This is a genomic window from Streptomyces sp. NPDC018029, assembly GCF_044327655.1.
Lineage (GTDB): Bacteria > Actinomycetota > Actinomycetes > Streptomycetales > Streptomycetaceae > Streptomyces.
In genome coordinates this window covers 165,813-191,163 of record NZ_JBIRFV010000003.1, presented here as the reverse complement: position 1 = coordinate 191,163, position 25,351 = coordinate 165,813, and the positions used below count along the sequence as shown (strand labels likewise).

The 25,351-nt window shown below is 71.2% G+C and carries 17 protein-coding genes; 3 read left to right on the top strand and 14 right to left on the bottom strand.

Annotated elements, in window-relative coordinates; genetic code table 11:
* Nucleotides 1-116 precede the first annotated feature (116 nt).
* Together ACH4D5_RS09495 and ACH4D5_RS09490 are read right to left on the bottom strand one after the other, a co-directional pair.
* Nucleotides 117-938: a hypothetical protein gene (locus tag ACH4D5_RS09495; protein WP_398300283.1), complete on the bottom strand. Its 822-nt coding sequence runs from the start codon at nt 936-938 to the stop codon at nt 117-119.
* A gap of 115 nt (nt 939-1,053) precedes the next feature.
* Nucleotides 1,054-1,419, bottom strand: coding sequence for a hypothetical protein (locus ACH4D5_RS09490; RefSeq protein ID WP_398300282.1), 366 nt, complete (start codon nt 1,417-1,419; stop codon nt 1,054-1,056).
* 259 nt (nt 1,420-1,678) lie between these two features.
* Here ACH4D5_RS09490 and ACH4D5_RS09485 point away from each other — a divergent pair, with 259 nt between their 5' ends.
* Nucleotides 1,679-2,794: an LAETG motif-containing sortase-dependent surface protein gene (locus tag ACH4D5_RS09485; protein ID WP_398300281.1), complete on the top strand. Its 1,116-nt coding sequence runs from the start codon at nt 1,679-1,681 to the stop codon at nt 2,792-2,794.
* Between the two features lie 79 nt (nt 2,795-2,873).
* On the opposite strand, the gene ACH4D5_RS09480 is transcribed toward ACH4D5_RS09485, so the two are convergent.
* From ACH4D5_RS09480 to ACH4D5_RS09445, 8 genes are all read right to left on the bottom strand, one after another.
* Entirely contained in the window at nt 2,874-4,694 is a 1,821-nt protein-coding gene (locus ACH4D5_RS09480) for a GMC oxidoreductase (RefSeq protein WP_398300280.1), read from the bottom strand.
* Between the two features lie 27 nt (nt 4,695-4,721).
* Nucleotides 4,722-6,338: a succinic semialdehyde dehydrogenase gene (locus ACH4D5_RS09475; protein WP_398300279.1), complete on the bottom strand. Its 1,617-nt coding sequence runs from the start codon at nt 6,336-6,338 to the stop codon at nt 4,722-4,724.
* 144 nt (nt 6,339-6,482) lie between these two features.
* A complete protein-coding gene (locus tag ACH4D5_RS09470; protein ID WP_398300278.1) occupies nt 6,483-8,234 on the bottom strand; it encodes a protein kinase in 1,752 nt (583 codons plus the stop codon).
* Between the two features lie 145 nt (nt 8,235-8,379).
* The gene (locus tag ACH4D5_RS09465; protein WP_398300277.1) at nt 8,380-10,191 is read right to left on the bottom strand and encodes a protein kinase; all 1,812 of its coding nucleotides are present in this window, start codon (nt 10,189-10,191) and stop codon (nt 8,380-8,382) included.
* Between the two features lie 112 nt (nt 10,192-10,303).
* Entirely contained in the window at nt 10,304-11,905 is a 1,602-nt protein-coding gene (locus tag ACH4D5_RS09460; RefSeq protein WP_398301391.1) for a serine/threonine-protein kinase, read from the bottom strand.
* 132 nt (nt 11,906-12,037) lie between these two features.
* Nucleotides 12,038-14,437, bottom strand: a complete 2,400-nt coding sequence (locus ACH4D5_RS09455) for a protein kinase (RefSeq protein ID WP_398300276.1) — start codon at nt 14,435-14,437, stop codon at nt 12,038-12,040.
* A gap of 128 nt (nt 14,438-14,565) precedes the next feature.
* Nucleotides 14,566-16,674, bottom strand: coding sequence for a protein kinase (locus ACH4D5_RS09450; protein ID WP_398300274.1), 2,109 nt, complete (start codon nt 16,672-16,674; stop codon nt 14,566-14,568).
* Between the two features lie 344 nt (nt 16,675-17,018).
* Nucleotides 17,019-18,728 carry a glycerol-3-phosphate dehydrogenase/oxidase gene (locus tag ACH4D5_RS09445; protein WP_398300272.1) on the bottom strand — a complete coding sequence of 570 codons (1,710 nt, stop codon included), beginning with the start codon at nt 18,726-18,728 and terminating at the stop codon, nt 17,019-17,021.
* A gap of 227 nt (nt 18,729-18,955) precedes the next feature.
* Here ACH4D5_RS09445 and ACH4D5_RS09440 point away from each other — a divergent pair, with 227 nt between their 5' ends.
* Nucleotides 18,956-20,209 carry a nucleotide sugar dehydrogenase gene (locus tag ACH4D5_RS09440; protein WP_398300270.1) on the top strand — a complete coding sequence of 418 codons (1,254 nt, stop codon included), beginning with the start codon at nt 18,956-18,958 and terminating at the stop codon, nt 20,207-20,209.
* Between the two features lie 65 nt (nt 20,210-20,274).
* Here ACH4D5_RS09440 and ACH4D5_RS09435 read toward each other — a convergent pair whose 3' ends face one another.
* The 4 genes from ACH4D5_RS09435 to ACH4D5_RS09420 all read right to left on the bottom strand — a co-directional run bounded on the left by ACH4D5_RS09435 (nt 20,275) and on the right by ACH4D5_RS09420 (nt 24,613).
* Nucleotides 20,275-21,399, bottom strand: a complete 1,125-nt coding sequence (locus ACH4D5_RS09435) for a GuaB3 family IMP dehydrogenase-related protein (protein WP_362993411.1) — start codon at nt 21,397-21,399, stop codon at nt 20,275-20,277.
* Nucleotides 21,400-21,512: 113 nt separating this feature from the next.
* The gene (gene guaB, locus ACH4D5_RS09430; RefSeq protein ID WP_398300268.1) at nt 21,513-23,030 is read right to left on the bottom strand and encodes an IMP dehydrogenase; all 1,518 of its coding nucleotides are present in this window, start codon (nt 23,028-23,030) and stop codon (nt 21,513-21,515) included.
* Nucleotides 23,031-23,180: 150 nt separating this feature from the next.
* Nucleotides 23,181-23,756 carry a sigma-70 family RNA polymerase sigma factor gene (locus ACH4D5_RS09425; protein WP_127909693.1) on the bottom strand — a complete coding sequence of 192 codons (576 nt, stop codon included), beginning with the start codon at nt 23,754-23,756 and terminating at the stop codon, nt 23,181-23,183.
* 245 nt (nt 23,757-24,001) lie between these two features.
* The gene (locus ACH4D5_RS09420; protein WP_003948568.1) at nt 24,002-24,613 is read right to left on the bottom strand and encodes a response regulator transcription factor; all 612 of its coding nucleotides are present in this window, start codon (nt 24,611-24,613) and stop codon (nt 24,002-24,004) included.
* A gap of 390 nt (nt 24,614-25,003) precedes the next feature.
* Between ACH4D5_RS09420 and ACH4D5_RS09415 the strand changes: the two genes are divergently transcribed.
* Nucleotides 25,004-25,333 carry a WhiB family transcriptional regulator gene (locus ACH4D5_RS09415; protein WP_362993416.1) on the top strand — a complete coding sequence of 110 codons (330 nt, stop codon included), beginning with the start codon at nt 25,004-25,006 and terminating at the stop codon, nt 25,331-25,333.
* Nucleotides 25,334-25,351 lie beyond the last annotated feature (18 nt).

The following is a 25,351-nucleotide window of genomic DNA, read 5'->3' as shown; positions in this document are numbered from 1 at the left end:
GGCGACATGAAAGCGGTAAAGGCGCGCCTGTCACCAGCGTTTTCCGTAACGATCGGAAACCGCCGAAAAGGTTGTACGCGGCGCGTGTGAGTTAGGTCGGAGCTCGTCAGGCCAGGTCAGAGCTTGCCGAGCTGCGCCTCGACGATCGCGGGGTCCACCTTCGGGTCCTCGTCCGCCGTGGGCGCCCCGGCGCCGTCCTCGCCGTCCTTCGCGGCGTCCTTGTCCCTCTGGACGCTCTCCGGGTCGTACAGGTTCGACGCGTCGAAGACCGCGAGCGTCGAGCCGCTGCGCGCGACGGTGACGCTGTCCCGCACCATGAACTCACCCGTGCGATGGGCGATTTTGTACGAAACGACCTCATCGCCACCGCCCTCCGGGGCCGGCAGCGCCTTGACGCCGAGGTAGCGCTGCTCGCCGATGCGGAAGGCGGCGCACTTCTCGGACTTCGACGCCGTGCGCAGGTCCGTCATCGCCCGCTTGGCATCGGCCTCGGTGGAGGAGGCCAGCTCGACGCGCGTCGTCGTGTAGTCCGCGTCGTCGGTCGAGGTCAGGACCCGGTCGACGTAAGCCTTCGCCTTCACCGAACCACCGGAACCGGAACCAGAGCCGGAACCAGAGCCAGAGCCAGAGCCGGAGCCGGAGGCAGGGCCGGAACCAAGACCGGAACCGAGCATCGCCGCGAGCGGGGCGCACTCCGCGGGCAACCGCTTCCCGCCGTCGGGCCCCTTGGCCTCCTCGGACTTCTTGGGCGTCTCGACCTTGTAGCCCTTGACGTCCCCCGCGGCGAGGGCCGCCTTCTCCAGCACGGCACCCGCACTGGCACGCGGCTTCGCCGGCTTCTTGGCGTCATCGTCACCGCTGCCGCTGCACGCGGCGCTCGCTCCGAGGGCCGCCACGACCGAGACGGTCACCACGACACGCGACACAGCTGACTTCACGTTCTGTTTCCCCCGAAGGCTTTCCTGCTTGGTACTGCTTGCTTGTTGCTGCCAACTCAGTACTGCTTGCACTTCTACGACGGGGGAAGATCCATTCCGGTTCCGCGCGCCGCCGTCACCAGCCCCAGAGCCAGAAGCGGAACGGGCTGAGCAGGACGATCGCGAGGGCCATGCCGCCGATGACGATCACCACGCTCCACACCCTGCGGCTGCGCTCGGACCGTGGACTGCGCCGCGGACCCGTCGGCGCCGCCCGCCAGTCGTCCGGCCGCCACCGCTCGCTCGCGGCCTCGCGCTTCGCGCGCCTGCGGCGGAACCGCCCCGCCTCCTCGACCCGTTGGCGCGCGGCCTCCTCGTCGAGGCGCCGCAGCCTTTCGGCCACCATGCGGGCCCGCGCGGACGGCTCCTTCGGTGCGGACGAGCGGATGTCCCGCTCGCTGTCGTTCTCGAATCTCTCCCACACCTCGTCGGGTATGGCCACCCTGTCCCCTCCCCTTGCTGCCGTTGCCCCTTCGGCACCCATACGCCTCTGGAGCGGGGGCAGTTCTACGGCACCCCTTCACGACAGCACAAGCGCTGTGATCCACCCCACATAAGAATTCCGTCAGTTCGGGGACAACCATTCACAGGGATCGCAGGTCATGCATGCAGTAACAACGGCCACACCCGCGTCCCCACCTCGGACGCCTCCACCTCCGTGCTGCCCCACCAGGCAGCACGCCGGACTTCCTGAGGTCTTCATGAAGCTTCGTCGTGCCATGGCTGCCGCGGCCGCTACGGCTGCCCTGGCCCCGCTCGCGCTGCTCTCGGCCCCGGCCTCCTTCGCGACCGAAGAGGCCGGCTCCGCGACGTCGGCCACGACGCCCTCCGGGACGCCCACGCCGTCCGGGACGCCCTCGGGCACGCCCACCTCCACGCCGCCCGCGCCGGACGAGGACACGGACAAGGACACGGACGAGCCGGAGGGCAAGCCGACCTCCACGCCGCCCGCGAAGCCCGGAAAGACCGCCCAGCCCGCGAAGTCCCCGAAGCCCTCGAAGAGTGACGACGTCCTCGACGACATCAAGGACGAGGACCTCGACGAGGACCTCGACGAGGAGCTGGAGGACGGGGACGCGGAGGAGCCGGTCGACTGCCCGGTCGACGAGAACGGCGTCGACCCCGACTCCGAACTGGAGGTCGACCTCGTCGGCCTGCCCAAGAAGATCGTCAAGGGCAGCGGCTGGCACCGGTTCGAGCTGTCGCTCACCAACTCCAGCGACGAGGAGCTCGGTGAGGTCAAGTGGATCGCGGCCGTCAACGACTTCTCGTACGGCAAGGACGACGAGGACCGGCTGGGCAGCCACGCCGACCTGCAGTACTTCGACGCCGAGAGCGGCGACTGGAAGACGATCGACGGCGATGTGAACGGCGGCCTCGCCTTCGACGTCACCGACCTCGGCCCCGACGAGCAGGTCGACATCAAGCTGCGGGTCGACATCGACGCCAAGGCCCCATCCGGTGACGGCTACGCGGTCGGCCTCGGCGGGTACCTCGACACCGAGGAGAACTGCACGCACAACTCGGACGCGTACCAGCCGCTGACGGTCGTCAAGGCGGGCAGCACCGACGAGACGCCCGGCGAGGCCACCCACACCCCGAGCAAGCCGACGCCGACGCCGACCGCCGAAAAGTCGCCGCAGGGCGCAGCCAAGGAGCTCCCGAGCGCCAACACCACCGGCGACACGGGCAGCCTCGCCGAGACCGGCTCCAGCTCGATGCTGCCGACTGTCGCCCTCGTGGGCGGGATCGCCGTCGTCGCCGGGGCGGGCGCGGTGTTCACCGTGCGTCGCCGCAAGGCCGACACCGCCGCGTAACGCGGCACCTGATCACGCGGAAGGACCTGCGCTCGGAGGGGGGCGCAGGTCCTTACGTGTATCCGAAGCCCGGTGCCGCTCAGTCCTCGGACTTGGGCGGCACCGCCGGCATCCCGAGGAACGGCAGCTTCAGCGCGCCGAAGGCGTCCGCCGGGACCGCCGGGGTCTTCGGTTCGACGGCGGCGAGCCGCACGTACCGCTCGCCCTGCGCCGGACGCGGGTCCTCGCCGCCCTTGTTGGGCCAGAACGACATCGCGCGCTCGGCCTGCGCGGTGATCGTCAGGGACGGGTTCACCCCGAGGTTCGCGGAGACCGCGGCGCCGTCGACGACCGAGATGCCGGGGTGTCCGTAGAGCCGGTGGTAGGGGTCGATGACGCCCGTTTCCGGTGAGTCGCCGATCGGGCAGCCGCCGAGGAAGTGCGCGGTCAGCGGGGTGCCCATGAGCTCGCCGATGTTGGAGCCCGCGAAGCCGTTGATCTCCTTGGAGAGGATCGTCGCCGCCCGGGTGGCCTCGGGTATCTGGTCGGGGTTGGGCGCGCCGTGGCCCTGGCGGGCGGTGAGCAACCCCTTCCCGATGCCCTTTTCCTTGCGGTACGTGGTCAGGGAGTTGTCGAGCGACTGCATGACCAGGCCGATGATGGTCCGCTCCGACCAGCGGCGGTTGGAGAGGGAGCGGACGAGGAGCGAGGGGTGGCGGGCGACGTTGCCGAGCCATCCCGCGACCCGGGCCTTGCCGCCCTTGACGCTGTACGGGACCTGGAGCACCGTCAGGCTGCCCATGGCGTTGGACTTCTTGCCGTAGCGGACGGGCTCGATGTGGGTGTTGGCGTTCGGGTGGATCGACGAGGTGATCGCGACGCCCTTGGTGAAGTCGACCTTCTCGGCGCCGTGGCGCTTGCGGTAGCGGCGGTCGGTGGTCTGGGCGCCGACCAGCGCTTCGGAGTTGGTGCGGGTGAGCGTGCCGAGCCGCTTCGATATGTGCGGCAGCAGGCCGGTGTCCTTCATGCGGTGCAGGAGGGTCTGCGTCCCGTACGTCCCGGCGGCGATGACCACCTTGCGTGCCCGGAACGTCCGGCCCCGGCCCTTGCGCTTGTCGTCGGTGGGCAGGGTGGCGACGGCGAAACCGCCCCGCGAGTCCTCGGTGACGGCGACGACCGACGTCATCGGGTGGACGACCGCGCCGGCCTTCTCCGCCAGGTAGAGGTAGTTCTCGTTGAGGGTGTTCTTCGCGCCGTGCCGGCAGCCCGTCATGCACTCGCCGCATTCGGTGCAGGCCCTGCGGGAGGGGCCGGCGCCACCGAAGTAGGGATCGGGAACTTCCGTGCCGGGACGGGTCGTTGAACGACCGTCCGCGTCGTTCTCGTCACCGAAGAAGACGCCGACGGGCGCCATGTGGAAGCTGTCGCCGACCCCCATCTCCCGGGCGGCGGCCTTCAGATGGACGTCCGAGGGCGTCGTCGTCGGGTTGAGCCGCACCCCGAGCATGCGCTTGGCCTGCTCGTAGTAAGGGTGCAGTTCGTCCTGCCAGTCCGTGATGTCCTTCCACTGCGCGTCCTTGAAGAACGGCTCGGGTGGTACGTAGAGGGTGTTGGCGTAGTTCAGCGAGCCGCCGCCGACCCCGGCGCCCGCGAGGACCATCACATTGCCGAGCAGGTGGATGCGCTGGATGCCGAAGAGGCCGAGCGCGGGGGCCCACAGGTAGTTCTTCAGGTCCCAGGAGTTCTTGGGCAGCGTCGCGCGCGTGAAGCGGCGGCCCGCCTCCAGTACGCCGACGCAGTAACCTTTCTCCGTCAACCGCAGCGCGGACACCGCGCCGCCGAAACCGCTGCCCACGACGATCACGTCGTAGTCGTACGCGTCATCGCCCACCTGGTTTTGGGCAGAGCTCTCCTGTGACATCGACTCTCCTCGTTGAGAACTAGCGCACTATCGGAGGCGGAACGCCTTCATGACCTTGAGGCTCGCGGTCATGAACGCCGCGTACTTCTCGTCGTCAAGACCGAACGACGGGGCGAGCGGCATGATCCGCTGGGTGGCGACGGTCTGCGCCTCGGTGTACTTGAGGATGCCCTCGGAGCCGTGTCGGCGGCCGAGACCGGAGTCCTTCATGCCGCCCATCGGGGACTGCACGCTGCCGTAGGCGGGCGCGTAGCCCTCGTTGACGTTGACCGTGCCGGTGCGCAGGCGGGCGGCGACCTTGCGGCCGCGGGCGCCGTCCTTCGTCCAGACCGAGGAGTTCAGGCCGTACGGCGTGGCGTTGGCGAGCTCGACCGCCTCGTTCTCGTCCGTGAAGCGGTAGATGGAGACGACCGGGCCGAAGGTCTCCTCGGTGCAGACCGCCATCGGGGCCTCGACGCCGTCCAGGATCGTCGGCTCGAAGAAGTAGGGGCCGATGTCCGGGCGCGCCACGCCGCCCGCGACGAGCGTGGCGCCCTTGGCGACGGCCTCCTCGACGTGCCGGGTCACGGTCTCCAGCTGCCGCTCGCCGGCGAGAGAGCCCATGTCTGCGCCGTACGCGAGGGACTTGCCGAGCCGCATCGCCTTCGTACGCTCCGCGAAGCGCGCCACGAACTCGTCCGCGATCGACTCGTGGACGTACAGCCGCTCGATGGAGATGCACAGCTGGCCCGCGGAGGAGAAGCAGGCGCGCAGCGCGCCCGACGCCGCCTTGTCGATGTCGGCGTCGTGCAGCACCAGCATGGCGTTCTTGCCGCCGAGTTCGAGCGAGACGCCGACCAGGCGTGCGGCGGCGCCCTGCGCGACCTCGCGTCCGGTGCGGGTGGAGCCGGTGAAGGAGACGTAGTCGGCGTGCTTGACGACCTCGGGGCCGATGACAGGGCCCTCGCCGAGGACGACCTGGAAGACCTCCGACGGCAGGCCGGCCTCGATGATGAGGTCGCGGGCCCACAGGGCGGTCAGGCAGGTCTCCGTGTCGGGCTTCATCACGAGGGCGTTGCCCGCGACGAGAGCGGGCAGCGCGTCGCCGATGGAGAGCTCGAACGGGTAGTTCCAGGGGGCGATCTGACCGACGACGCCGCGCGGCTGGCGGTTCTCGGTGACCTTGGTGAGGGTCGGGACGACGCCGGTGTGCCGCTTCGGGCTCAGATACGAGGGGGCCTTGCGGCCGTAGTGCCGGGCGGCGACCGCGACGGCCTGGATCTCCTCGTGCGCGTGCAGCCGGGACTTGCCGGTCTCCAGCTGAATGAGGTCCAGGACCTCGGCCTGGCGCTGGAGCACCAGGTCGTGGAAGCGCAGCAGGACGGCGGCGCGCTGCTTCACGGGGGTCCTGGCCCAGGCGATCTGGGCGGTGCGGGCCCGCTCGAAGGCGGTGGCCACGTCCGCGGGGGTGGACTCGGGCAGGTCGGCCAGCTTCTCGCCGGTGAGCGGCGTGTGGTTGGCCGTACGCCCCGAACCGATGACGTCACGGGTGAGCTGGGCGATCAGCTCGGGCGTGACCACGTCGGCGGCGGTGCGCGCGCCTGCGGGGGCCGGGGCGGTCGGGTTCGTGCCGAGGGGCGCTGCGATGGCCTGCGAGTCCGTCATGCTCGTGAGAGTAGGCGCACGTCAGGCTTTTGGGTACCCATCGGTAATGGGCTTCACGGCTCACTCACACCGCGCCAGTGATTGCTGGCGACAAAGCCGCTGATCAGGGCGTTGTCGCCAGCAGGACGAACCTCGGAGCAGTTTTCAGAGCTTGTCGAGCGCCAGGTCGGCGATGGCGGTCTCGGCGACCTCGCGGCCGCGGGCGGTGAAGTCGCCCTTGCCGGGATAGTCGATCCACAGCCGGTACATGTCACCCGACTTGGTCCGGTAGTAGAGAATCTTGGCCTCGTGCGGCAGTTCGGTCTGCGAGTCGGTGTACGTGACCGTGTTCTCGGCGGCGCTCCGGCCCTGGTACTTCGTCTCCTTGGTCCTGGCGACGGGCGCGGGGTCGCCGGACATGTGGCTGTACTTGGTCTCGCCACTCTCCTCGAACGTCTCCGCGTCGGCGTACGCCTGGGCCGCCGCGGTCCCCGCGACCTCCAGTGAGGTGTCCTTCTTCTCCGCGAGGTCGAGCGTGATGAAGACGGCACCGCTGGGATCGGTGTACCTGACCCAGGACTTGTCCGTGTCGGTGGCCTCCGGCTTGCTCTCCACGTACCCCTCGGGGGTGGAGACCGTGGCGGCGACCGCCTTCGCCTCGTGCTTCTTCCAGTCCTCGCCCTCCGAGCCGCCGAAGGGGTTCACCGCCACCAGGACCCCGGCGGCCACGGCCGCGACGACCACACCCGCGACGACCGCCAAGGCCTTGCGGCTCAGGAAGATGCCCTTGCCCCGCTGCCCGGCGTCACCGCCCGCGACCGTGACGACCTGCGTCGGCGCCGGCTGCGGAGGCCTGGCCGCCTCCTCCAGGAGGGCGCGGACCTGCGCGGCGTTCGGACGCTGGGCCGGGTCCTTGACCAGCAGCCGGTTGATCGCCTCGGCGAGCGGTCCGGAGGCGGAGGCGGGCGCGGCAGGAGTGGCGTTCAGGACGGACTGGAGGGTCGCGGGGGTGTTGTTGCGGCGGAAGGGCGAGACGCCCTCGGTCGCGGCGTACAGGACGACACCCAGCGACCAGAGGTCGGACGCCGGTCCCGGCCGCTGGCCCAACACCCGCTCCGGCGCGATGAATTCGGGCGAGCCGACGAAACCGCCGGTGTCCGTCAGATTCGTCTCGCCCTCGATCTGGGCGATGCCGAAGTCGGTGAGGACGACGCGGTCGTGGCGGCCGAGCATGACGTTGTCCGGCTTCACGTCGCGGTGCAGGATGCCCGCCTGGTGCGCGGCGTCCAGCGCGTTCAGCACGTCGAGGCCGACGCGCGCGGCGTCGCGGGCGCCGAGCGTGCCCTCCTGGAGCGCGGCGCCCAGGGAACGGCCCTGGACGAGCTCCATCACGATCCACGGCTGGCCGTCCTCGACCGCCACGTCGTGGACGTTGACCACGGCCGGGTGGTCGAGGCGGGCCGCGGCGCGCGCCTCGCGGCGCATCCGCTCGAAGGCGTTGGCGCGCTCGCGCTCCGGCAGGTGGTCGGGGAGGCGCGGCTCCTTCACGGCGACCTCGCGGTCCACCGTCTCGTCCTTGGCCCGCCACACCGTGCCCATGCCGCCGTGGCCGAGCTTGGCGAGCAGCCGATAGCGGTTCGCGATCAGCCGGCCGGCGCCCGGCTCGGGCTGGGACGGCTGGTGGGGCACGGCCTGGGTGGGCACGGCTGGGGTGGGCTGGGCTTGGGCGGGCTGGGCATACGGGTTGCCGGGGTGCGGGTGAGGGCCACCGTGTTGGCTGGATTGTTCCGGTATTCCCGGTGCTCCCGGTACGCCGGCTGCGCCTGGTGCGCCCGGTGTTCCCGGTCGTTGTGGTGGCTGCAGGCCGAAGCTGGTGGGTTCGTACGGCCCGTAAGAGGCTCCCCCGTCGTTACTCATGCCCACATCACTACCGTGCCGGGCCCCCACGTTTCCAGCCAGGCCCCCCATTGTGACCGGGGTGATGCACGCCGAGGGACGTCAACGGCGTACGCGGACACGCGAACCGCACCTCATCGGCGTGCACGAACCCGCGAACCGCACCTCACCGGCGTACGAACGTGTCCACCGCCGCGTCGAAGTACCGCCGCGCCTGCCCCGCGTCCGCAGCCGGCGCCGAGACCCACACGTCGAACAGCCGGCCGCCCTCCTGCCAGCACAGGTCGAGCGTGCGCCGGCCGCCCTTCTCCTCGCTGTAGCCGTCCCAGGTGTACTCCCACAGGGCGGCGGGCCTGCCGTTGCGCGTGGTCTCCGTGACCCTGCCGTCGCGGTAACCGGGGTTGGTGCGCGGTCCTTCGGCGTCGGCGCGGCGCTGTGCGGCGAGCGGGCCGCCAGGCTCGGAGGCCGCCTCTTTGATGCCGATGCGGTAGGTGCCGTCGGGCGACACGTAGAAGACGCGGGGGCCGTCCTCCTGGCGACGGAAGCGTTCGGGCACGGCGAGCGCGAAGCCCCTGGGGTCCTTCGCGATGCGGTAGCCCTGGGGCGCCTCGGGCGACGACGGCCTCGGCGTGCGCGTCGTCACGGTGACCGTGGGCGTCGGCGAGACCAGCGTCGCGGAGGACGAGGGGGTGGCCGGCGTGTCATCACCGTCGCCGCCCCTGCCCAGCAGCAGCGCGGCGGAGACCCCCGCACCCGTGAGGGCGGCCGCCAGCGCGGCGGCGACCATGAACGCCCGGCCGTGCCGCTCCGGTTTGACGAGCCCCGCGGCGGCCTGGCTCGCGAGCAGCTCCCGCTCGGCGGGCGTCTGGCCGCCACGCCCCGGCCGTCCCGGCCGACCCGTTCGCCCCTGGAACCCCGGCAGACCCGACCTTCCCGAGAACCCCGGGGGACCCGGCGGGCCCTGCCGCCCCGAAAGGCCGGCCCGTCCCACCCGCCCCACTCGTCCTGCCCGCCCCGCCCGTCCCGGAAGTTCAGTCAGCCCGGACCCCGGTCTCTCCCGCACCACCGCCGGCATCCGCCCCGTCTCGACGTACGCCTTCAGCAGGCCCTCCACCTCCGCCGCGTCCAGCCGCCGGTCCGGATCGCGGTCGAGGAGGCCGAGGACCACGGGCAGCAGCGGCGCGGCGGCCGCGGGCGGGCGGAAGTCGTCGTAGACGACGGCGTGCAGCACCCCGCCGATGGAGTCGCGGCGGAACGGCGACTCGCCGGTCAGCGCGGTGACCAGCAGCGCGCCGAGCGACCACAGGTCGGACTCGGGACCCGTCCGCTCCCCCGCCATCCGCTCCGGCGCGGTGTACTCGGGCGAACCCACGAACGACCCGACCTCCGTGAGCGTCGTCGCGCCGGTCAGCTGCGCGATGCCGAAGTCGGTGAGCACGACACGGCCGGTCGCCCGCTCCAGGAGTACGTTGGCGGGCTTGAGGTCACGGTGCAGGATGCCCGCCTCGTGGGCGGTGCGCAGCGCTCCGACCAGGTCGATGCCCATGCGTGCGACGGCGTCCGCGTCCAGCGGTCCGCTCCGCGCGATCTGCCCGGCCAGTGAGCCGCCGTCGATCAACTCCATCACTATGTACGGCTGTTCGTCCTGCACGACGACGTCATGGACGACGATGACGTGCGGGTGCCGCAGCTGTGCCACCGCCCGCGCCTCGCGCAGGGTCCGCTCGCGCTGCTGCTCCGCCTCGGCGTCGGAGAGCGTCTCGTCGCGCGCCAGTTCCTTGACGGCGACCTGGCGCCCCAGGAGCAGATCGGTGGCACGCCACACGACCCCCATGCCGCCCCGGCCGAGCCGCGCCTCGAGGCGGTAACGGCCCGCGATCACACGGGCGTTGCCCTCACCGGCACCGCCGCCATCGACGCCGCCGACGCCGCCCCCACCGGCACCTGACCCACCGGCGTGGTCTCCCAGGCTCCCCATGCGGCCATCATGCCCCACACGTGTGCGAACGGAATGGGGCGGAGCGAGCGCGGGGCCGGTTCCGGCCGTCGGCGCGGGTCGCCACAGCGTCACCAGAGGTGAGCGTGGGCGCTCAGTGCTCCCGCCACCCCCGGAGCATCGCGTCGAACTGCTCCCGCGTGGTGTCCCAGCCCCCTGCCGGGGCGGACATGTACAGCACGTACTCGACACCGTCACGGCTGAGATACGTCTGCGAGATGGCCCGGCGCGGCCCCTTGGTCGTGTCGTTGGCACCCGCCGTCCAGCTGAACTCCCAGAGAGAGCCCGACTGATCCCGAAACGTGTTCGAGTTCAGTTCCAGCCGCCGGTACTGCGGAAGTTTCACCCGTAGGTTCTTCTCCAGGGACAACTGATGCGCGTAGGAGCTCTCGTACTGCGGGTTCTTCTCGACGGCGATGCGCAGGAACCGGCGGCCGCCGTCGGGCGTGTAGTCGATCTGGTTGCCGTTCACCTCGCGCTTCCACTCCTTGGGCAGCATGAGGCTGAAGCCCTCGGGATCGTTCACCCGCCGCCAGTCGTCGGGGATGCCGCCCACCGCCGTGCCCCGCTCGCCCTTCGACTGCTGCTCCGTCCCGCCGGCGAAGCGCACGTACCCCAGGACGCCACCGCCGCCGAGCAGCGCGGCCACCACGACGAGGGCGACGATCCCGGGCCAGCGACGGCGCTCGCGCGAGGACTGCCCCTGCCCGCCGACGACGGTGAGGATGTCGCGGCCCGTGGGGGTGGCGCCGGCCTGCGGGGGCGGGGGCCCGTACGTGGACGTCGAGCGGGCCCCGCCCAGCGCGTCCACGTACGTGTCCGTGTGCGTGCCGGTGGCCGGGTGCGTCTGCGTCGGCACGTACGCCTGCGCGTGGTGCGGACGGCGTCCCTCCGCCGCCTCCGCCAGCATCTGCTCGGCCTCTTCGGCGGAGGGCCGGGTCTCCGGGTCCTTGCGCAGCAGCGCGCTGATGACGGGTGCGAGGACACCCGCGTGCCGGGACGGCGCGGGCTCCTCCGTGACCACGGCCTGCATCGTGCCGAGCGGTGACGTGCGCCGGAAGGGCGAGAAACCCTCGACGGCCGTGTACAGCGTGGCGCCGAGCGCCCACAGGTCGGAGGCGGGGCCGGGGTTGCCGCCGCTGACACGCTCGGGCGCCAGGTAGTCGACCGAGCCGACGACTTCCCCGGTCCGCGTGATCGTGGAGTCGCCCTCGATCGCGGCGATCCCGAAGTCGGTGAGCAGGATGCGCCGGTCGTCGGCGAGGAGGACGTTGCCGGGTTTGACGTCGCGGTGCAGGACGCCCGCGGCGTGTGCGGCACGCAGGGCCTTCAGGGTCCACAGGCCGATGCGGGCCGCCTCGACGGGCTCGACGCGCTCGTCGTCCTTGACGGCGTCCGCCAGCGAACGCCCCTCGACCAGCTCCATCACGATCCAGGGCCGGTCGTCGTACTGCAGCACGTCGTGCACGGTGACCACGGCGGGGTGGTTGATGCGGGCGGCGGCCCGCGCCTCCGTCTGCGTACGCGCGAAGAGGACGGCGCGGTCGGCCTCCTGCACGAACTGCGCCGCCGTCAGCTCCTTGACGGCGACGGCACGGTGCAGCACCTCGTCCTGCGCACGCCACACCCGTCCCATGCCACCGCGGCCGATGGTCTCAGTGAGTCGGTAGCGGCCCGCGAGGAGCAGGCCCTGCATCTGGTTCACGTTCCCCCGCAATGGTCTTGACAGGGCCAGGTTAAGGAGCGGGAAGCGCACAGGGAACCACAGGGGCCCTTAGGAGACCGCACTGTGACGCATGCCGTGCATGTCCGGAGTGCCGGAATCGGCTCAGCCGGTGACCCGGTAGGTGGCCGAAGCCTGCTCGTACAACCGCGTCACCTCGTCCCGCTCGGCCTCGGGCCCTCGCACCTGCACCACGTGGTACTTCCCGCCGACGATCATCACGAGATTGCGTACGAAGACCTCGCGGCCCGCGGCGTCCTGCCAGGTGAACTGCCCCTCCGCCATGGCCCGTCCGCCGACGTCGATACGGCGCATGCCGCTGGAGGTCGCCCAGGACGAGTCACGGAAGGGCTGCAGCTCGCGCTCGTCCTCACGCTGGTACTTCATGGGGTCGCTGCCGTAGCCGTCGGTGGTGTCGCGCCCGGGCACGATCAGCAGCTCGAAGTCGGCGTGCGTGTAACGGACCTGGCCCCGGCCGTTCTTGGGCTGCCGGTCCCAGCCGCCGGCGACGGCGACGTGGAAGCCCTCGGGGTCCTTGCGGAGGGTGAATCCCTGCGGCAGGTCGGGGTTGGTGGTCTGCGGCTCCTGCGAACCAGGGTTCTTGCCGGACTCGTCTTCGTCTTTGTCTCTGTTTTTCTCTTTCTCTTTCTCTGTGTCTTTGTCCTTGCCTTCGGTGGGTTCCCCCGGTGCCTGCGGGGCCGAGCTGACCTCGCCCGCCGTCCCCGCGCGGTCGCCCGACGCCCCGTCATCCGCCTTGGGCATGAACACCATGGCGTACACGATGGCCGCGGCGAGCCCGACCAGAATGGCGATCAGCAGCAGCCGCCCGAGCGAACGGGGCCGGGCCGGGCCACGGCTCTGCGGCACGCGGGCCGGCCCCTTGCCGCGCTTGTGCCGCCCGTGGCCGTTCCCCTGGCCGTTCCCCGCGGCAGCGGCCGCCGCGGCGCCGCGCCGCTTGCGCACGACCTCGCCACGGCGGCGTACGACGGGCAGCCGCCCCGCGTCGTACGGCGGCACCGGCACGACGTGCGCCCCGGCCTCCGGCTCGGGCGCGGACCGCACCAGCGAGCGCAGCCAGCCGCTCAGCTCCTCGAAGTCGAGCCGCTCGGTGGGGTCCTGACGCAGCAGCGACTCGACCACGGGACGCAGCGGGCCGCACTCCTCGGCGAAGGCGGGCGGCTCGGCGCAGACGAGCTGGACGAGTTCGGCCGGGCTGTCCTCCGGGTAGGGCGCGTGTCCCTGCACGGCACGGAAGAGCAGCGCCCCCAGGGCCCACAGGTCAGTGGAGGGGCCTATCGGCGCGGCGAGGCGCCAGTTCTCGTGCACGGGGCCGGCCTGTTCGGGCGCCCACCGCTCGGTGACGGCGCCGACCACCACCATGCGCGCGTGCCGGGCTCGCTCGGCGGCCAGGGCGGTGGAGGGACCGCGCGAGGGGGCTCCGTCGGCGGAACCGTCGTCCCATCCCCCACGGGCCTGCTCGCGTGTGCCCCCTGTGTCCCCGTGGCCCTGCTCGTACGTGTCCCCCTGCGGGCCGCCGCTCTCGTCCGCCGTGGTCCGCGCCGTCGGGATTCCGTTCCGCGGCACGGCGCCGTGCCAGGGCGGCTGCCTGCCCGCCACGCCGTACGGGTCGGGTATCTGCCCGGTCGGGCCGGGCCCCCGGCCCTCGGCGTCCTCTTCGGTCGCCCGCGCCGCGGCCCTCGCTCCCGCGCGGTACGCCGCGGCCGCGCCCGTGCGCCCGGCCCGCGCGCCGCTCGCGGCGGACTCCGGGGCTGGGGCGAGCTCCGTGTCCCCGGTCTCGTACGCCCCCTCGGCAGGCGCGCCGCCGTGCCCGGCCAGATTGCCGACCGACCCCGCCGAACCGGCGGGCTCCCCCGCCTCCACCGGCCGTGGGTCGTACCCGCAGAGCGCCTCCTCGGCCGCTCCGGCCGCCAGGCCCGTCAGCATCACGCGGCCGTCGTCGCAGATAAGCACGGTCCGCGCGGTGATATTCCGGTGGACCCAGCCGTGCCCGTGCAGGACGCGCAGCGCCGCGAGGACGTCCGCCGCGACCTCGGCGGCCCGGTACGGACTCAGCGGCCGGTCCGCGAGGAGCGCCGCCAGCGGCCTGGCCGCCACCAACTCGCTGACGATCCACAGCGAGCCGCCCTCCGCGAACACGTCGAAGACCTGGTCGAGCCGTGGGTGGTCCGGTATCTGCGCGGCGGTCTGCGCCGCCTCGATGGCGCGCCGCACCGCCGGCTCCGCCGGCCTGCGCGTCGTCCGTGCCGCGGCCCGCCGCACACCGGCCCCGCCGCTCCCCGCCCGCGGCGCGAAGCCGTCGGGCAGGTCGTGCTCCTCGTCGAGCATCTCCGCGTCGACGATCTCGGGCAGCGGCACCTGCCTGACGAGCACTTCCTGCCCGCTGTACGTGTCGAAGGCGCGTGACTCGGCGAGTTCGTACGCGTCGGAAGGCGGCAGCGGCAGGCGGTAGCGGTCGGCGAGCACCCGACCCGCGTAGTCGTCCACGATGCCTTCCCCGTCCGCCCGGTGGTCAAATCCGTTCGTCTTGCGGCCCGTTGCGGCTGTGTACGGTCCGCAAGCACTCACGATACGTGCCGTGGGCGAACCGCAATGAGGGGATACGAGATCTCAGCTCAGGACTTCGGCTCGAACGTCCTTGTGAACGTCCGCCACGCGCTCCGCCGCTCCTCGCCGCCCCATGCGTCGGCCTTGGCGGTGTACATGATTCCGTAGCCCAGCCCGCCGTTGACGACGAAGCCGCGGTCGATGGACCGGTACTTGGTCCCGCCGTCCACATAGGTGAACTCCCAGTCGGCGGTGTTCCAGCCGCGGAAGCCGACCTTCTCTATCCGGATCCGGTCGTACTGCGGCCGGACCATGAACTTCTCCTGGTTCTTCCAGTCGCCGACCGGGTTGTCCTTGGGCGTGGTGGTCCAGCCGACCAGCAGCTTCTGGCCGTTGGGCCCGCCGAACCGCGCGCCCGCGCGGCCCGTGGACTGGTACTTCCACCCCTTCGGGAGCCCGATCTCGAAGCCCTGGGAGTGCTTGTACGTCGTTTCGGCGCCGTCCTCCGGCTTCTTGCCGTCGTCCTCGCCCTTGCTCGGGTCGGTGCCCTTGCCCTCGTCCGGGTCGGGGCTCTCTTCCTTGCCCTTGCCGTCGCCGGCCCCGGAGCCCTTGTCCGTTTCCTTGCCGGTGTCCTTGCCCGCGTCCTTGTCGGCATCGCCCTGGCCGTCGCCACCGGCGGTCGCCCCGCTGGACGCGGCCTTGTCGCCGCCCTTGCTGTCCTTGCCGGAGTCGCCCTCGTCCCCGCCGGACAGCGCGAAGGCGAGCACCGTGCCGAGCACGGCGAGCAGGGCCACCACGGACACGATCACCAGTGTCCGGCGCGGCACCACATCGGTGAGCGACGCCTTGGGCGGCACCCGCGGCGGCACGCTCCGGCCGTTGGCGGGGGATCCGGCGGAGGTGGACGCGGAGCGGGTCGTGGCCGCCCCGGTGCCGCGCTCGCCGGCGGCCGGAGCCGTCGCGGCCGTCTTCCGCACCGACTGAAGGGCACCCTTCAGCCGGTCGGCGACCTCCTCGGCCTTGCGCGCGGCCGACCCCGTGGAACCACTGGCCCCGGCAGTCCCGGCAGCCCCTGCGGCCCCGGTGCTCCCGGCAGAAGCGGGCGATCCGGCGGTGCCACCCGAGACACCGGCCGCGCCGGCCGCACCGGCGCCCGCGGCACCGCCGACGGCACCGGAACCCTTCGTGGTCCTCGCGGACTTCGTGAGCCGCGTGGACAACGGCGTCCTCGGCGTCTTCGGAGCCTTCGGCGGCTGGTTCGGCGGCACGGGCGGCAGCGGCACCACCTTGGTCGCCTCCACCGGCTCCCGCACGGCCTTGGCCTCGGGTGCGTGGATGACGTCCATGAGGAGCGCCCGCGCTCCCGCGTCGTCGAGCCGCTGCTCCGGGTCCTTGGCGAGCAGGCCGTAGATGACCTTCTCCAACGGGCCCGCGTTCACCGGCTTTTCGACGTCCTCCGTCATCACCGCGGTGAGGGTCGCGATGGCCGACCCCTTGTCGTACGGGGGCACGCCCTCCACGGCCGCGTACAGCAGGCCGCCCAGCGACCACAGGTCGGCCGCGGGGCCCGGCTTGTGGCCGCGGGCGCGCTCCGGAGAGATGTAGGACGGGGCGCCGACGAGCATGCCGGTGGACGTGATCGACGGGTCGCCCTCGACCTGCGCGATGCCGAAGTCCGTCAGCACGACGCGCCCGTCCTCGGCGATCAGCACGTTCGACGGCTTCACGTCGCGGTGCAGGATGCCCTCGCGGTGCGCGGACCGCAGCACGTCGAGGATGGCGAGGCCGACCTCGGCCGCCCGCCGCGGCGTGAGCGTGCCGTCCTCGCGGATCGCCTCCGCGAGCGACTTGCCCTCGACCAGCTCCATGACGATCCACGGCCGGTCGTCCTCGTCGACCACGTCGTAGACGGTCACGGCGCTGGTGTTGCGGATCCGCGCGATCGCCTTCGCCTCACGCAACGTACGCGTGATGAGCCGCCGCTTCTCCTCCTCGTCGATGCTGGAGGGGAAACGCAGTTCCTTCACCGCGACCGTACGACCAAGGGTCTCGTCCTTGGCGCGCCAGACGGTGCCCATGCCGCCGCGGCCGAGCACCTCTCCCAGCCGGTACCGGCCGGCGAGGAGACGTTGGCTCTTGTCCCGACGGGCGTCACCCGTCTGCTCCGCGTCCGACATGCGTCCCCTCTGCTGCTACCGCTGCTACCCGAGCAACCCGCCCTGACAGAGCCTTCATTGTCCCTTACTCGGGGACCGGCCGACGCCCAGGGTCCAACGACCCCCTGCCCGCCCCTCGTCCCGTCCCTCATGAGGGACAGCGCACGAGGAGGTACCGGCATGCCAACACAGCGCTGAATACCGGCCATACTCTTCCGCCACCGACCATCCGAGGCAAGCCCCGGCCGTCACGGTCGTCCCGGGCGCACGCACCCTACGCCACCCGCACCCGGGCGTTCACCGCGACGGCCGTCCTTCAACTCGCCGCAAGACAGCCGGAAGTACCCCTGGGCCGGACGTAATCACTAGGAGAGCGGCACGATGTCCGGTGCTCCGAGCCGCGCCGCGTCCGCCGTCAGGTCGTCCGGCTGCCGCTGCGACTCCCGCTCGGCCTCCACCCGCTTCTCGTAGTGCTGCACCTCCCGCTCGATCTGGTCCTTGTCCCAGCCGAGAACGGGTGCCATCAGCTCGGCGCACTCCCTGGCGCTGCGCGTGCCGCGGTCGAACGTCTCGATCGAGATGCGGGTCCGCCGCGTCAGGACGTCGTCGAGGTGGCGTGCGCCTTCGTGGGACGCGGCGTAGACCACCTCGGCGCGCAGGTAGTCGTCGGCGCCCGGCAGCGGTTTGCCCAGGTCCGGGTCGTTGGTGATGAGTTCGAGCACTTCCTCGGCCATCGAGCCGTACCGGTTCAACAGGTGCTCCACGCGCACCACATGAAGACCCGTCTGCGCGGCGATCCTCGCGCGGGCGTTCCACAGCGCCTTGTACCCCTCGGCGCCGACGAGGGGGATGTCCTCCGTGACGCAGTCGGCGACCCGCTGGTCGAGGCCGTGCACCGCCTCGTCGACGGCGTCCTTGGCCATCACGCGGTACGTCGTGTACTTGCCGCCCGCGACGACCACCAGGCCCGGCGCCGGATGCGCGACCGTGTGCTCGCGGGACAGCTTGCTCGTGGCGTCCGACTCGCCGGCGAGCAGCGGCCGGAGCCCGGCGTACACCCCCTGGACGTCGTCCCGGGAGAGGGGCACGGCGAGCACCGAGTTCACATGCTCCAGGAGATAGTCGATGTCGGCGCTGGAGGCGGCCGGGTGCGCCTTGTCCAGGTCCCAGTCCGTGTCGGTCGTCCCGATGATCCAGTGCCGCCCCCACGGGATGACGAAGAGGACGCTCTTCTCGGTGCGCAGGATCAGTCCGGTGGAGGCGTTGATCCGGTCCTTGGGCACGACCAAGTGGATGCCCTTGGACGCCCTGACGTGGAACTGGCCGCGCTCGCCCACCATGGCCTGGGTGTCGTCCGTCCACACACCGGTCGCGTTGACGACCTGCTTGGCGCGGATCTCGTACTCCCCGCCGCCCTCGACGTCCTGCACGCGGGCGCCGACGACGCGCTCGCCCTCGCGCAGGAAGCCGGTGACCTTCGCGCGGTTGGCGACCTTCGCGCCGTACGCCGAAGCGGTGCGGACCAAGGTGGCCACGTAGCGCGCGTCGTCCATTTGGGCGTCGTAGTACTGCATGGCGCCGACCAGGGCGTCCTTCTTCAGGCAGGGGGCGACGCGCAGGGCGTGGCGGCGTGTCAGGTGGCGGTGCATGGGCAGGCCGCGGCCGTGTCCGCGGGACATGGACATGGCGTCGTACAGCGCGACGCCCGATCCGGCGTACACCCTCTCCCAGCCCTTGTGCTGCAAGGGGTAGAGGAACGGCACGGGCTTCACGAGGTGGGGGGCGAGACGCTCCAGGAGCAGGCCGCGCTCCTTCAGGGCCTCGCGCACCAGCGCGAAGTCGAGCATCTCCAGATAGCGGAGGCCGCCGTGGATCAGCTTGCTCGACCGGCTCGACGTGCCGGAGGCCCAGTCCCGCGCCTCGACGAGGCCGGTGGACAGGCCGCGGGTCACCGCGTCGAGTGCCGTCCCGGCGCCGACCACGCCCGCGCCGACGACCAGGATGTCCAGCTCCCGTTCGGCCATTCCCGCCAGTGACTCGGCACGCTCGGCCGGCCCCAGTGTCGCTGTCCTCACCGCTGCCTCCCGTTGAGATCGGGTGTGGTCGGACTCACATCATGCCCAGATTTCTCCGTCGCCCGCTGAACACGAACCCAGCCTGTGGACAACACTCCGGAGCTCCACGCGGTGCAATACCGCAAATCGGTCATATTTACTCCTAGTCTGACATTGCGCTGCTCCGCCTTGTCCACAGGGCTTGCGCACTCGTCCCGGTCCGGCTATTGGGAGGACGGCCCACCGCCATGCCCGCAGATCTCGCTGTCATCGGCCTCGGCCACCTCGGCCTGCCCCTCGCCCAGGCCGCCGTTTCCGGCGGCATCGCCACCATCGGCTACGACCCGGTCCGCGCCGCCGACCTGGCCGGCGGCCGGCTGCCCTGCGACGGCGCCGAAGGCACCCTCACCGCCGCCGACGTCCGCCGGATGCTCTCGGGGGGCTTCCGGCCGACCGTCAACCCGGCCGAGCTCGGCCGGGTCCGCACCGCCGTCATCTGCGCCCCCACCCCGCCTGCCGCGGACCGCTCGCTCGACCTGAGCCAGGTCGCCGAGGCGGCCGGGGCGCTGGCCGCGCGTCTGCGGCCGCACACCACCGTGATCCTCGAATCCCCCGCCTACCCGGGGACCACCGAGGAATTCCTCCGCCCGATCCTCGAATCGGGTTCCGGCCTGCGGGCGGGCCGCGACTTCCACCTCGCGTACTCCCCCGGCCGCCTCGACCCCGGCAACCGCACCCACGGCTACGCGGGCACCCCCAAGGTCATCGGCGGCCTCACCCCGGCCTGCACCGAATCGGCCGCCGCCTTCTACGGCCGGCTCACCGACAAGGTCGTCCGCGCCCGGGGCCCCCGCGAGGCCGAGACCGTCCACCTCCTGGAGACCAACTACCGGCACGTGAACATGGCCCTGGTCAACGAGATGGCGGTCCTCTGCCACGACCTCGGCATCGACCTGTGGGACGTCATCCGCTGCGCCGAGACCAAGCCGTTCGGCTTCCAGGCCTTCCGCCCCGGGCCCGGAGTCGGCGGCCACGGCGTCCCCCTGGACATCCCGAACCCGTCCCGCGGAGTCCGCCCCCTGCGCATGGTCGAACTGGCCCAGCAGGTCAACGACCGCATGCCGCAGTACGTCATCCAGCGCTCGGCGACCCTGCTCAACGAACACGGCAAGTCCGCCCGCGGCGCCCGCGTCCTGCTCCTCGGCGTCACCTACAAGCCCGACCTCGCCGATCAGCAGGGCGCGCCCGCGCAGGAGGTGGCGACCCGCCTCATGGAGCTCGGCGCGGCCGTCAGCTACCACGACCCCTACGTGCCCAGCTGGAGCGTGCTCGGCCGCCCCGTCCCGCGCGCGGACTCCCTCTACGAGGCGGCCGCCGACGCCGACCTGACGATCCTCCTCCAGCACCACCGCACGTACGACCTCCAGGGGCTCGCGGTGAAGGCCCAACTGCTCCTGGACACCAGGGGCGCCACTCCGGCAGGCGCCGCCCACCGTCTGTGACGACGAAAAGGGACGACGAAAAGGGCCCCGGTACGAAGTACCGGGGCCCTTTTGCGAACGATCCGTCAGCGCTTGTGCTGCGAGTCCGCGACCGTCACCTCGACGCGCTGGAACTCCTTGAGCTCGCTGTAGCCCGTGGTCGCCATGGCGCGGCGCAGCGCTCCGAAGAAGTTCATCGAGCCGTCCGGGATGTGCGAAGGGCCCGTGAGGATCTCCTCGGTGGTGCCGACCGTGCCGAGGTCGACCTTCTTGCCGCGCGGCACGTCCTCGTGGACGGCCTCCATGCCCCAGTGGTGGCCCTTGCCGGGCGCGTCCGTGGCGCGGGCCAGCGGGGAGCCCACCATCACGGAGTCGGCGCCGCACGCGATGGCCTTGGGCAGGTCGCCGGACCAGCCCACGCCGCCGTCGGCGATGACGTGCACGTACCGGCCGCCGGACTCGTCCATGTAGTCACGGCGGGCGGCCGCGACGTCGGCGACGGCGGTGGCCATCGGGACCTGGATGCCAAGGACGTTGCGCGTGGTGTGCGCGGCGCCGCCGCCGAAGCCGACCAGGACGCCCGCGGCGCCGGTGCGCATCAGGTGCAGGGCCGCGGTGTACGTGGCGCAGCCGCCGACGATGACCGGGACGTCGAGCTCGTAGATGAACTGCTTCAGGTTCAGCGGCTCGGCGGCTCCGGAGACGTGCTCGGCGGAGACCGTGGTGCCGCGGATCACGAAGATGTCCACGCCGGCGTCGACGACGGCCTTGGAGAACTCGGCGGTGCGCTGCGGCGAGAGCGCGGCGGCGGTGACGACGCCCGCGTCGCGCACCTCCTTGATGCGCTGTCCGATCAGGTCGGCCTTGATCGGGGCCGCGTAGATCTCCTGGAGGCGGCGGGTCGCGGTCTCCGAGTCGAGCTCGGCGATCTCGTCGAGCAGCGGCTGCGGGTCCTCGTACCGCGTCCAGAGGCCTTCGAGGTTCAGGACGCCGAGGCCCCCCAGCTCACCGATGCGGATGGCGGTCTGCGGAGAGACCACGGAGTCCATCGGGGCCGCCAGGAAGGGCAGCTCGAAGCGGTAGGCGTCGATCTGCCACGCGATCGAGACCTCCTTCGGGTCGCGGGTGCGCCGGCTCGGTACGACGGCGATGTCGTCGAAGGCGTACGCGCGGCGGCCGCGCTTGCCGCGCCCGATCTCGATCTCAGTCACGTTGTGGGGCCTTTCCCTCTTGGTCTGCCTGTCCAGTATCCCCGACGCACACGGAAGGGGCGGTCCCGGTTGATCCGGGGCCGCCCCTGTCGCGTGCGTGTGGAGCCGACAGGCTACTTCGTACGGCTGTAGTTCGGTGCCTCGACCGTCATCTGGATGTCGTGCGGGTGGCTCTCCTTGAGACCCGCGGACGTGATGCGGACGAAGCGGCCGTTGGCCTGGAGGTCGGGGACGGTGCGTCCGCCGACGTAGAACATCGACTGGCGCAGTCCGCCCACCAGCTGGTGGACGACCGCCGAGAGCGGGCCGCGGTAGGGCACCTGGCCCTCGATGCCCTCGGGCACCAGCTTCTCGTCGGAGGCGACGCCCTCCTGGAAGTAGCGGTCCTTGGAGAAGGACTTGCGCTCGCCGCGGGTCTGCATCGCGCCCAGCGAGCCCATGCCGCGGTACGACTTGAACTGCTTGCCGTTGATGAACATCAGCTCGCCCGGCGACTCCTCACAGCCGGCGAGGAGCGAGCCCAGCATGACCGTGTCCGCGCCGGCGACGAGCGCCTTGGCGATGTCTCCGGAGTACTGCAGGCCGCCGTCGCCGATGACCGGGACACCGGCCTCCTTGGCGGCGAGCGACGCTTCGTAGATGGCCGTTACCTGCGGTACGCCGATGCCGGCGACGACACGCGTGGTGCAGATGGAGCCGGGGCCGACGCCGACCTTGATGCCGTCCACACCGGCGTCGATGAGCGCCTGGGCGCCCTCGCGGGTGGCGATGTTGCCGCCGATGACGTCCACGCGCGGGGCGTCCGACTTGATCTTGGCGACCATGTCGCCGACCAGGCGGGAGTGGCCGTGCGCGGTGTCGACGACGATGAAGTCGACGCCCGCGGCGACCAGGGCCTGGGCGCGCTCGAAGGCGTCACCCGCGACACCGACGGCGGCGCCGACCAGCAGGCGGCCCTCGCCGTCCTTGGCGGCGTTCGGGTACTTCTCGGCCTTCACGAAGTCCTTGACCGTGATGAGGCCCTTGAGGATGCCCGCGTCGTCCACCAGCGGCAGCTTCTCGATCTTGTGGCGGCGCAGCAGCTCCATGGCGTCCACGCCGGAGATGCCGACCTTGCCGGTGACCAGCGGCATCGGCGTCATGACCTCGCGGACCTGACGGCTCCGGTCGTTCTCGAAGGCCATGTCGCGGTTGGTGACGATGCCGAGCAGCTTGCCGGCCGCGTCGGTCACCGGGACACCGCTGATGCGGAACTTCGCGCAGATCGCGTCGGCCTCACCGAGCGTCGCGTCCGGGTGCACCGTGATCGGGTCGGTGACCATGCCGGACTCGGAGCGCTTCACCAGGTCGACCTGGTTGGCCTGGTCGGCGATGGAGAGATTGCGGTGCAGCACACCGACGCCGCCCTGGCGCGCCATGGCGATCGCCATGCGGGCCTCGGTGACCTTGTCCATCGCCGCGGAGAGCAGCGGGACGTTCACCCTGACGTTCTTGGAGACGAGCGAGGAGGTGTCGATCTGGTCGGGCGCCATGTCCGACGCGCCCGGCAGCAGCAGCACGTCGTCGTAGGTCAGCCCGAGTGTCGCGAATTTCTCGGGCACCCCAGTCGAAGAACCGCCGTTTGCAGTCATGACACCTTCCCCAAATGGCCTTGATCGGTGCGGATGTCCATGCTAACGGGCTTCGAGGGTGTCTCATTCCACGATCAAGATCATCGCGGTTCTTTGTACGTTCGTACGGCGGCGCTCAGCGCTCGGCGAGCGCCCGTGGACAGCCGGGCCTCACTGCTCGGCGAGCGCCCGCAGACGGCTGAGAGCCCGGTGCTGCGCGACCCGCACCGCCCCGGGGGACATCCCCAGCATCTGTCCGGTCTCCTCGGCCGTGAGGCCGACGGCGATCCGCAGGAGCAGCAGCTCGCGCTGGTTCTCCGGGAGGTTGGCGAGGAGCTTCTTGGCCCACTCCGCGTCGCTGCTGAGCAGCGCGCGCTCCTCAGGGCCGAGCGAGTCGTCGGGCCGCTCGGGCATCTCGTCGGAGGGCACCGCGGTGGATCCGGGGTGCCGCATGGCCGCGCGCTGCAGGTCGGCGACCTTGTGCGCCGCGATCGCGAAGACGAAGGCTTCGAAGGGGCGCCCCGTGTCCTTGTAGCGCGGCAGGGCGAGGAGGACGGCGACACAGACTTCCTGGGCCAGGTCCTCCACGAAGTGCCGTGCGTCACCCGGAAGCCGGGACAGACGGGTGCGGCAGTAGCGCAGCGCGAGGGGGTGGACGTGTGCCAGCAGGTCGTGGGTGGCCTGCTCGTCGCCCTCCACAGCGCGAAGAACGAGGGCACCGATCACCGTCGTCTTGTCATCGCGCATCGGTCCATGGTGCCTTGACGGCGACTGATCCGTGGCACCGCGTCCGTAGTTGTGCACTGAAGCGTTATGAGCAGGTGCGCCGGAACTCATCTCCTGCGCCCTCCCCTCCCGCTCGATCGACTCGTCCCCGAGGAACTCCACACCTCAAGGATGCGGCATCGGCGGCGAAACAAGCAGCCACGGGCGTCGGCCGCCCCGCCCACCGGGTGGCGGACGGGGATCGCCGTGCCCCCGTGGCGGTGCACTCAGCGGACCAGACCCCAGCGGAATCCGAGCGCCACGGCGTGTGCCCGGTCCGAGGCGCCGAGCTTCTTGAACAGGCGCCTGGCGTGCGTCTTCACCGTGTCCTCGGAGAGGAAGAGCTCACGGCCGATCTCCGCGTTCGAGCGGCCGTGGCTCATGCCTTCGAGGACCTGGATCTCACGCGCGGTGAGGGTGGGCGCGGCGCCCATCTCGGCCGAGCGCAGTCTGCGCGGCGCGAGCCGCCACGTCGGGTCGGCGAGCGCCTGGGTGACGGTCGCCCGCAGCTCGGCGCGCGAGGCGTCCTTGTGCAGATAGCCGCGGGCGCCGGCCGCGACCGCGAGTGCGACCCCGTCCAGGTCCTCGGCGACGGTGAGCATGATGATGCGCGCACCCGGGTCGGCGGACAGCAGCCGCCGGACGGTCTCCACACCCCCGAGACCGGGCATGCGTACGTCCATCAGAATCAGGTCCGAGCGGTCGGCGCCCCAGCGGCGGAGGACTTCCTCGCCGTTGGCCGCAGTCGTCACACGCTCTACGCCGGGCACGGTCGCGACCGCGCGGCGGAGCGCCTCTCGGGCAAGCGGGGAGTCGTCGCAGACGAGGACCGATGTCATGACTGTCCTCCGCGGCTCTCACAGCTGCTGCGCGTCACCTTGAGCCTCCAGGCTGGTACTTATTCGTCACCTGTGCGGTTGACGCTCTCGGACACCTGCCCGAGCGCTTGTTTCTTCAACCGCCTCCGCACTCTCAACGACGGTCACCCGAAAGAGTTACGGGGCGGTCAGCCACCTTCGGCACTCTACGTGAGGGGGCGGACACAGCGCAGAGCGCGCGGGACACTCTCAATCTTTCATCACAACCTATGCCCCATTTAGCGCCTTTTCTTCCCTTTTCCTGGTGTCTATGGCTAGATTCGCAATGAGTCATATTTTCATCTCCTTAGACAGTAGATGTACGGTCATCGGCACCGTATCCGCGTCAGAACGGCACCAAGGGGACCAGCAATGGCAGATTTCTCCCGCCTTCCCGGACCGAACGCAGATCTGTGGGACTGGCAGCTCCTCGCGGCCTGCCGCGGGGTCGACAGCTCACTCTTCTTCCACCCGGAGGGCGAGCGGGGAGCGGCTCGCAGTGCACGCGAGAACTCGGCCAAGGAGGTCTGCATGCGGTGCCCGGTGCGGGCGGAGTGCGCCGCGCACGCGCTCGCGGTGCGCGAGCCCTACGGCGTATGGGGCGGGCTGACCGAGGACGAGCGCGAAGAGCTGATGGGGCGGGCCCGCAACCGGCTCGTCACGGCGTCCGCCTCGACGAGCGGCGCCGTGTCCCACAGCTGAAGGAACGTTTCTTCACAA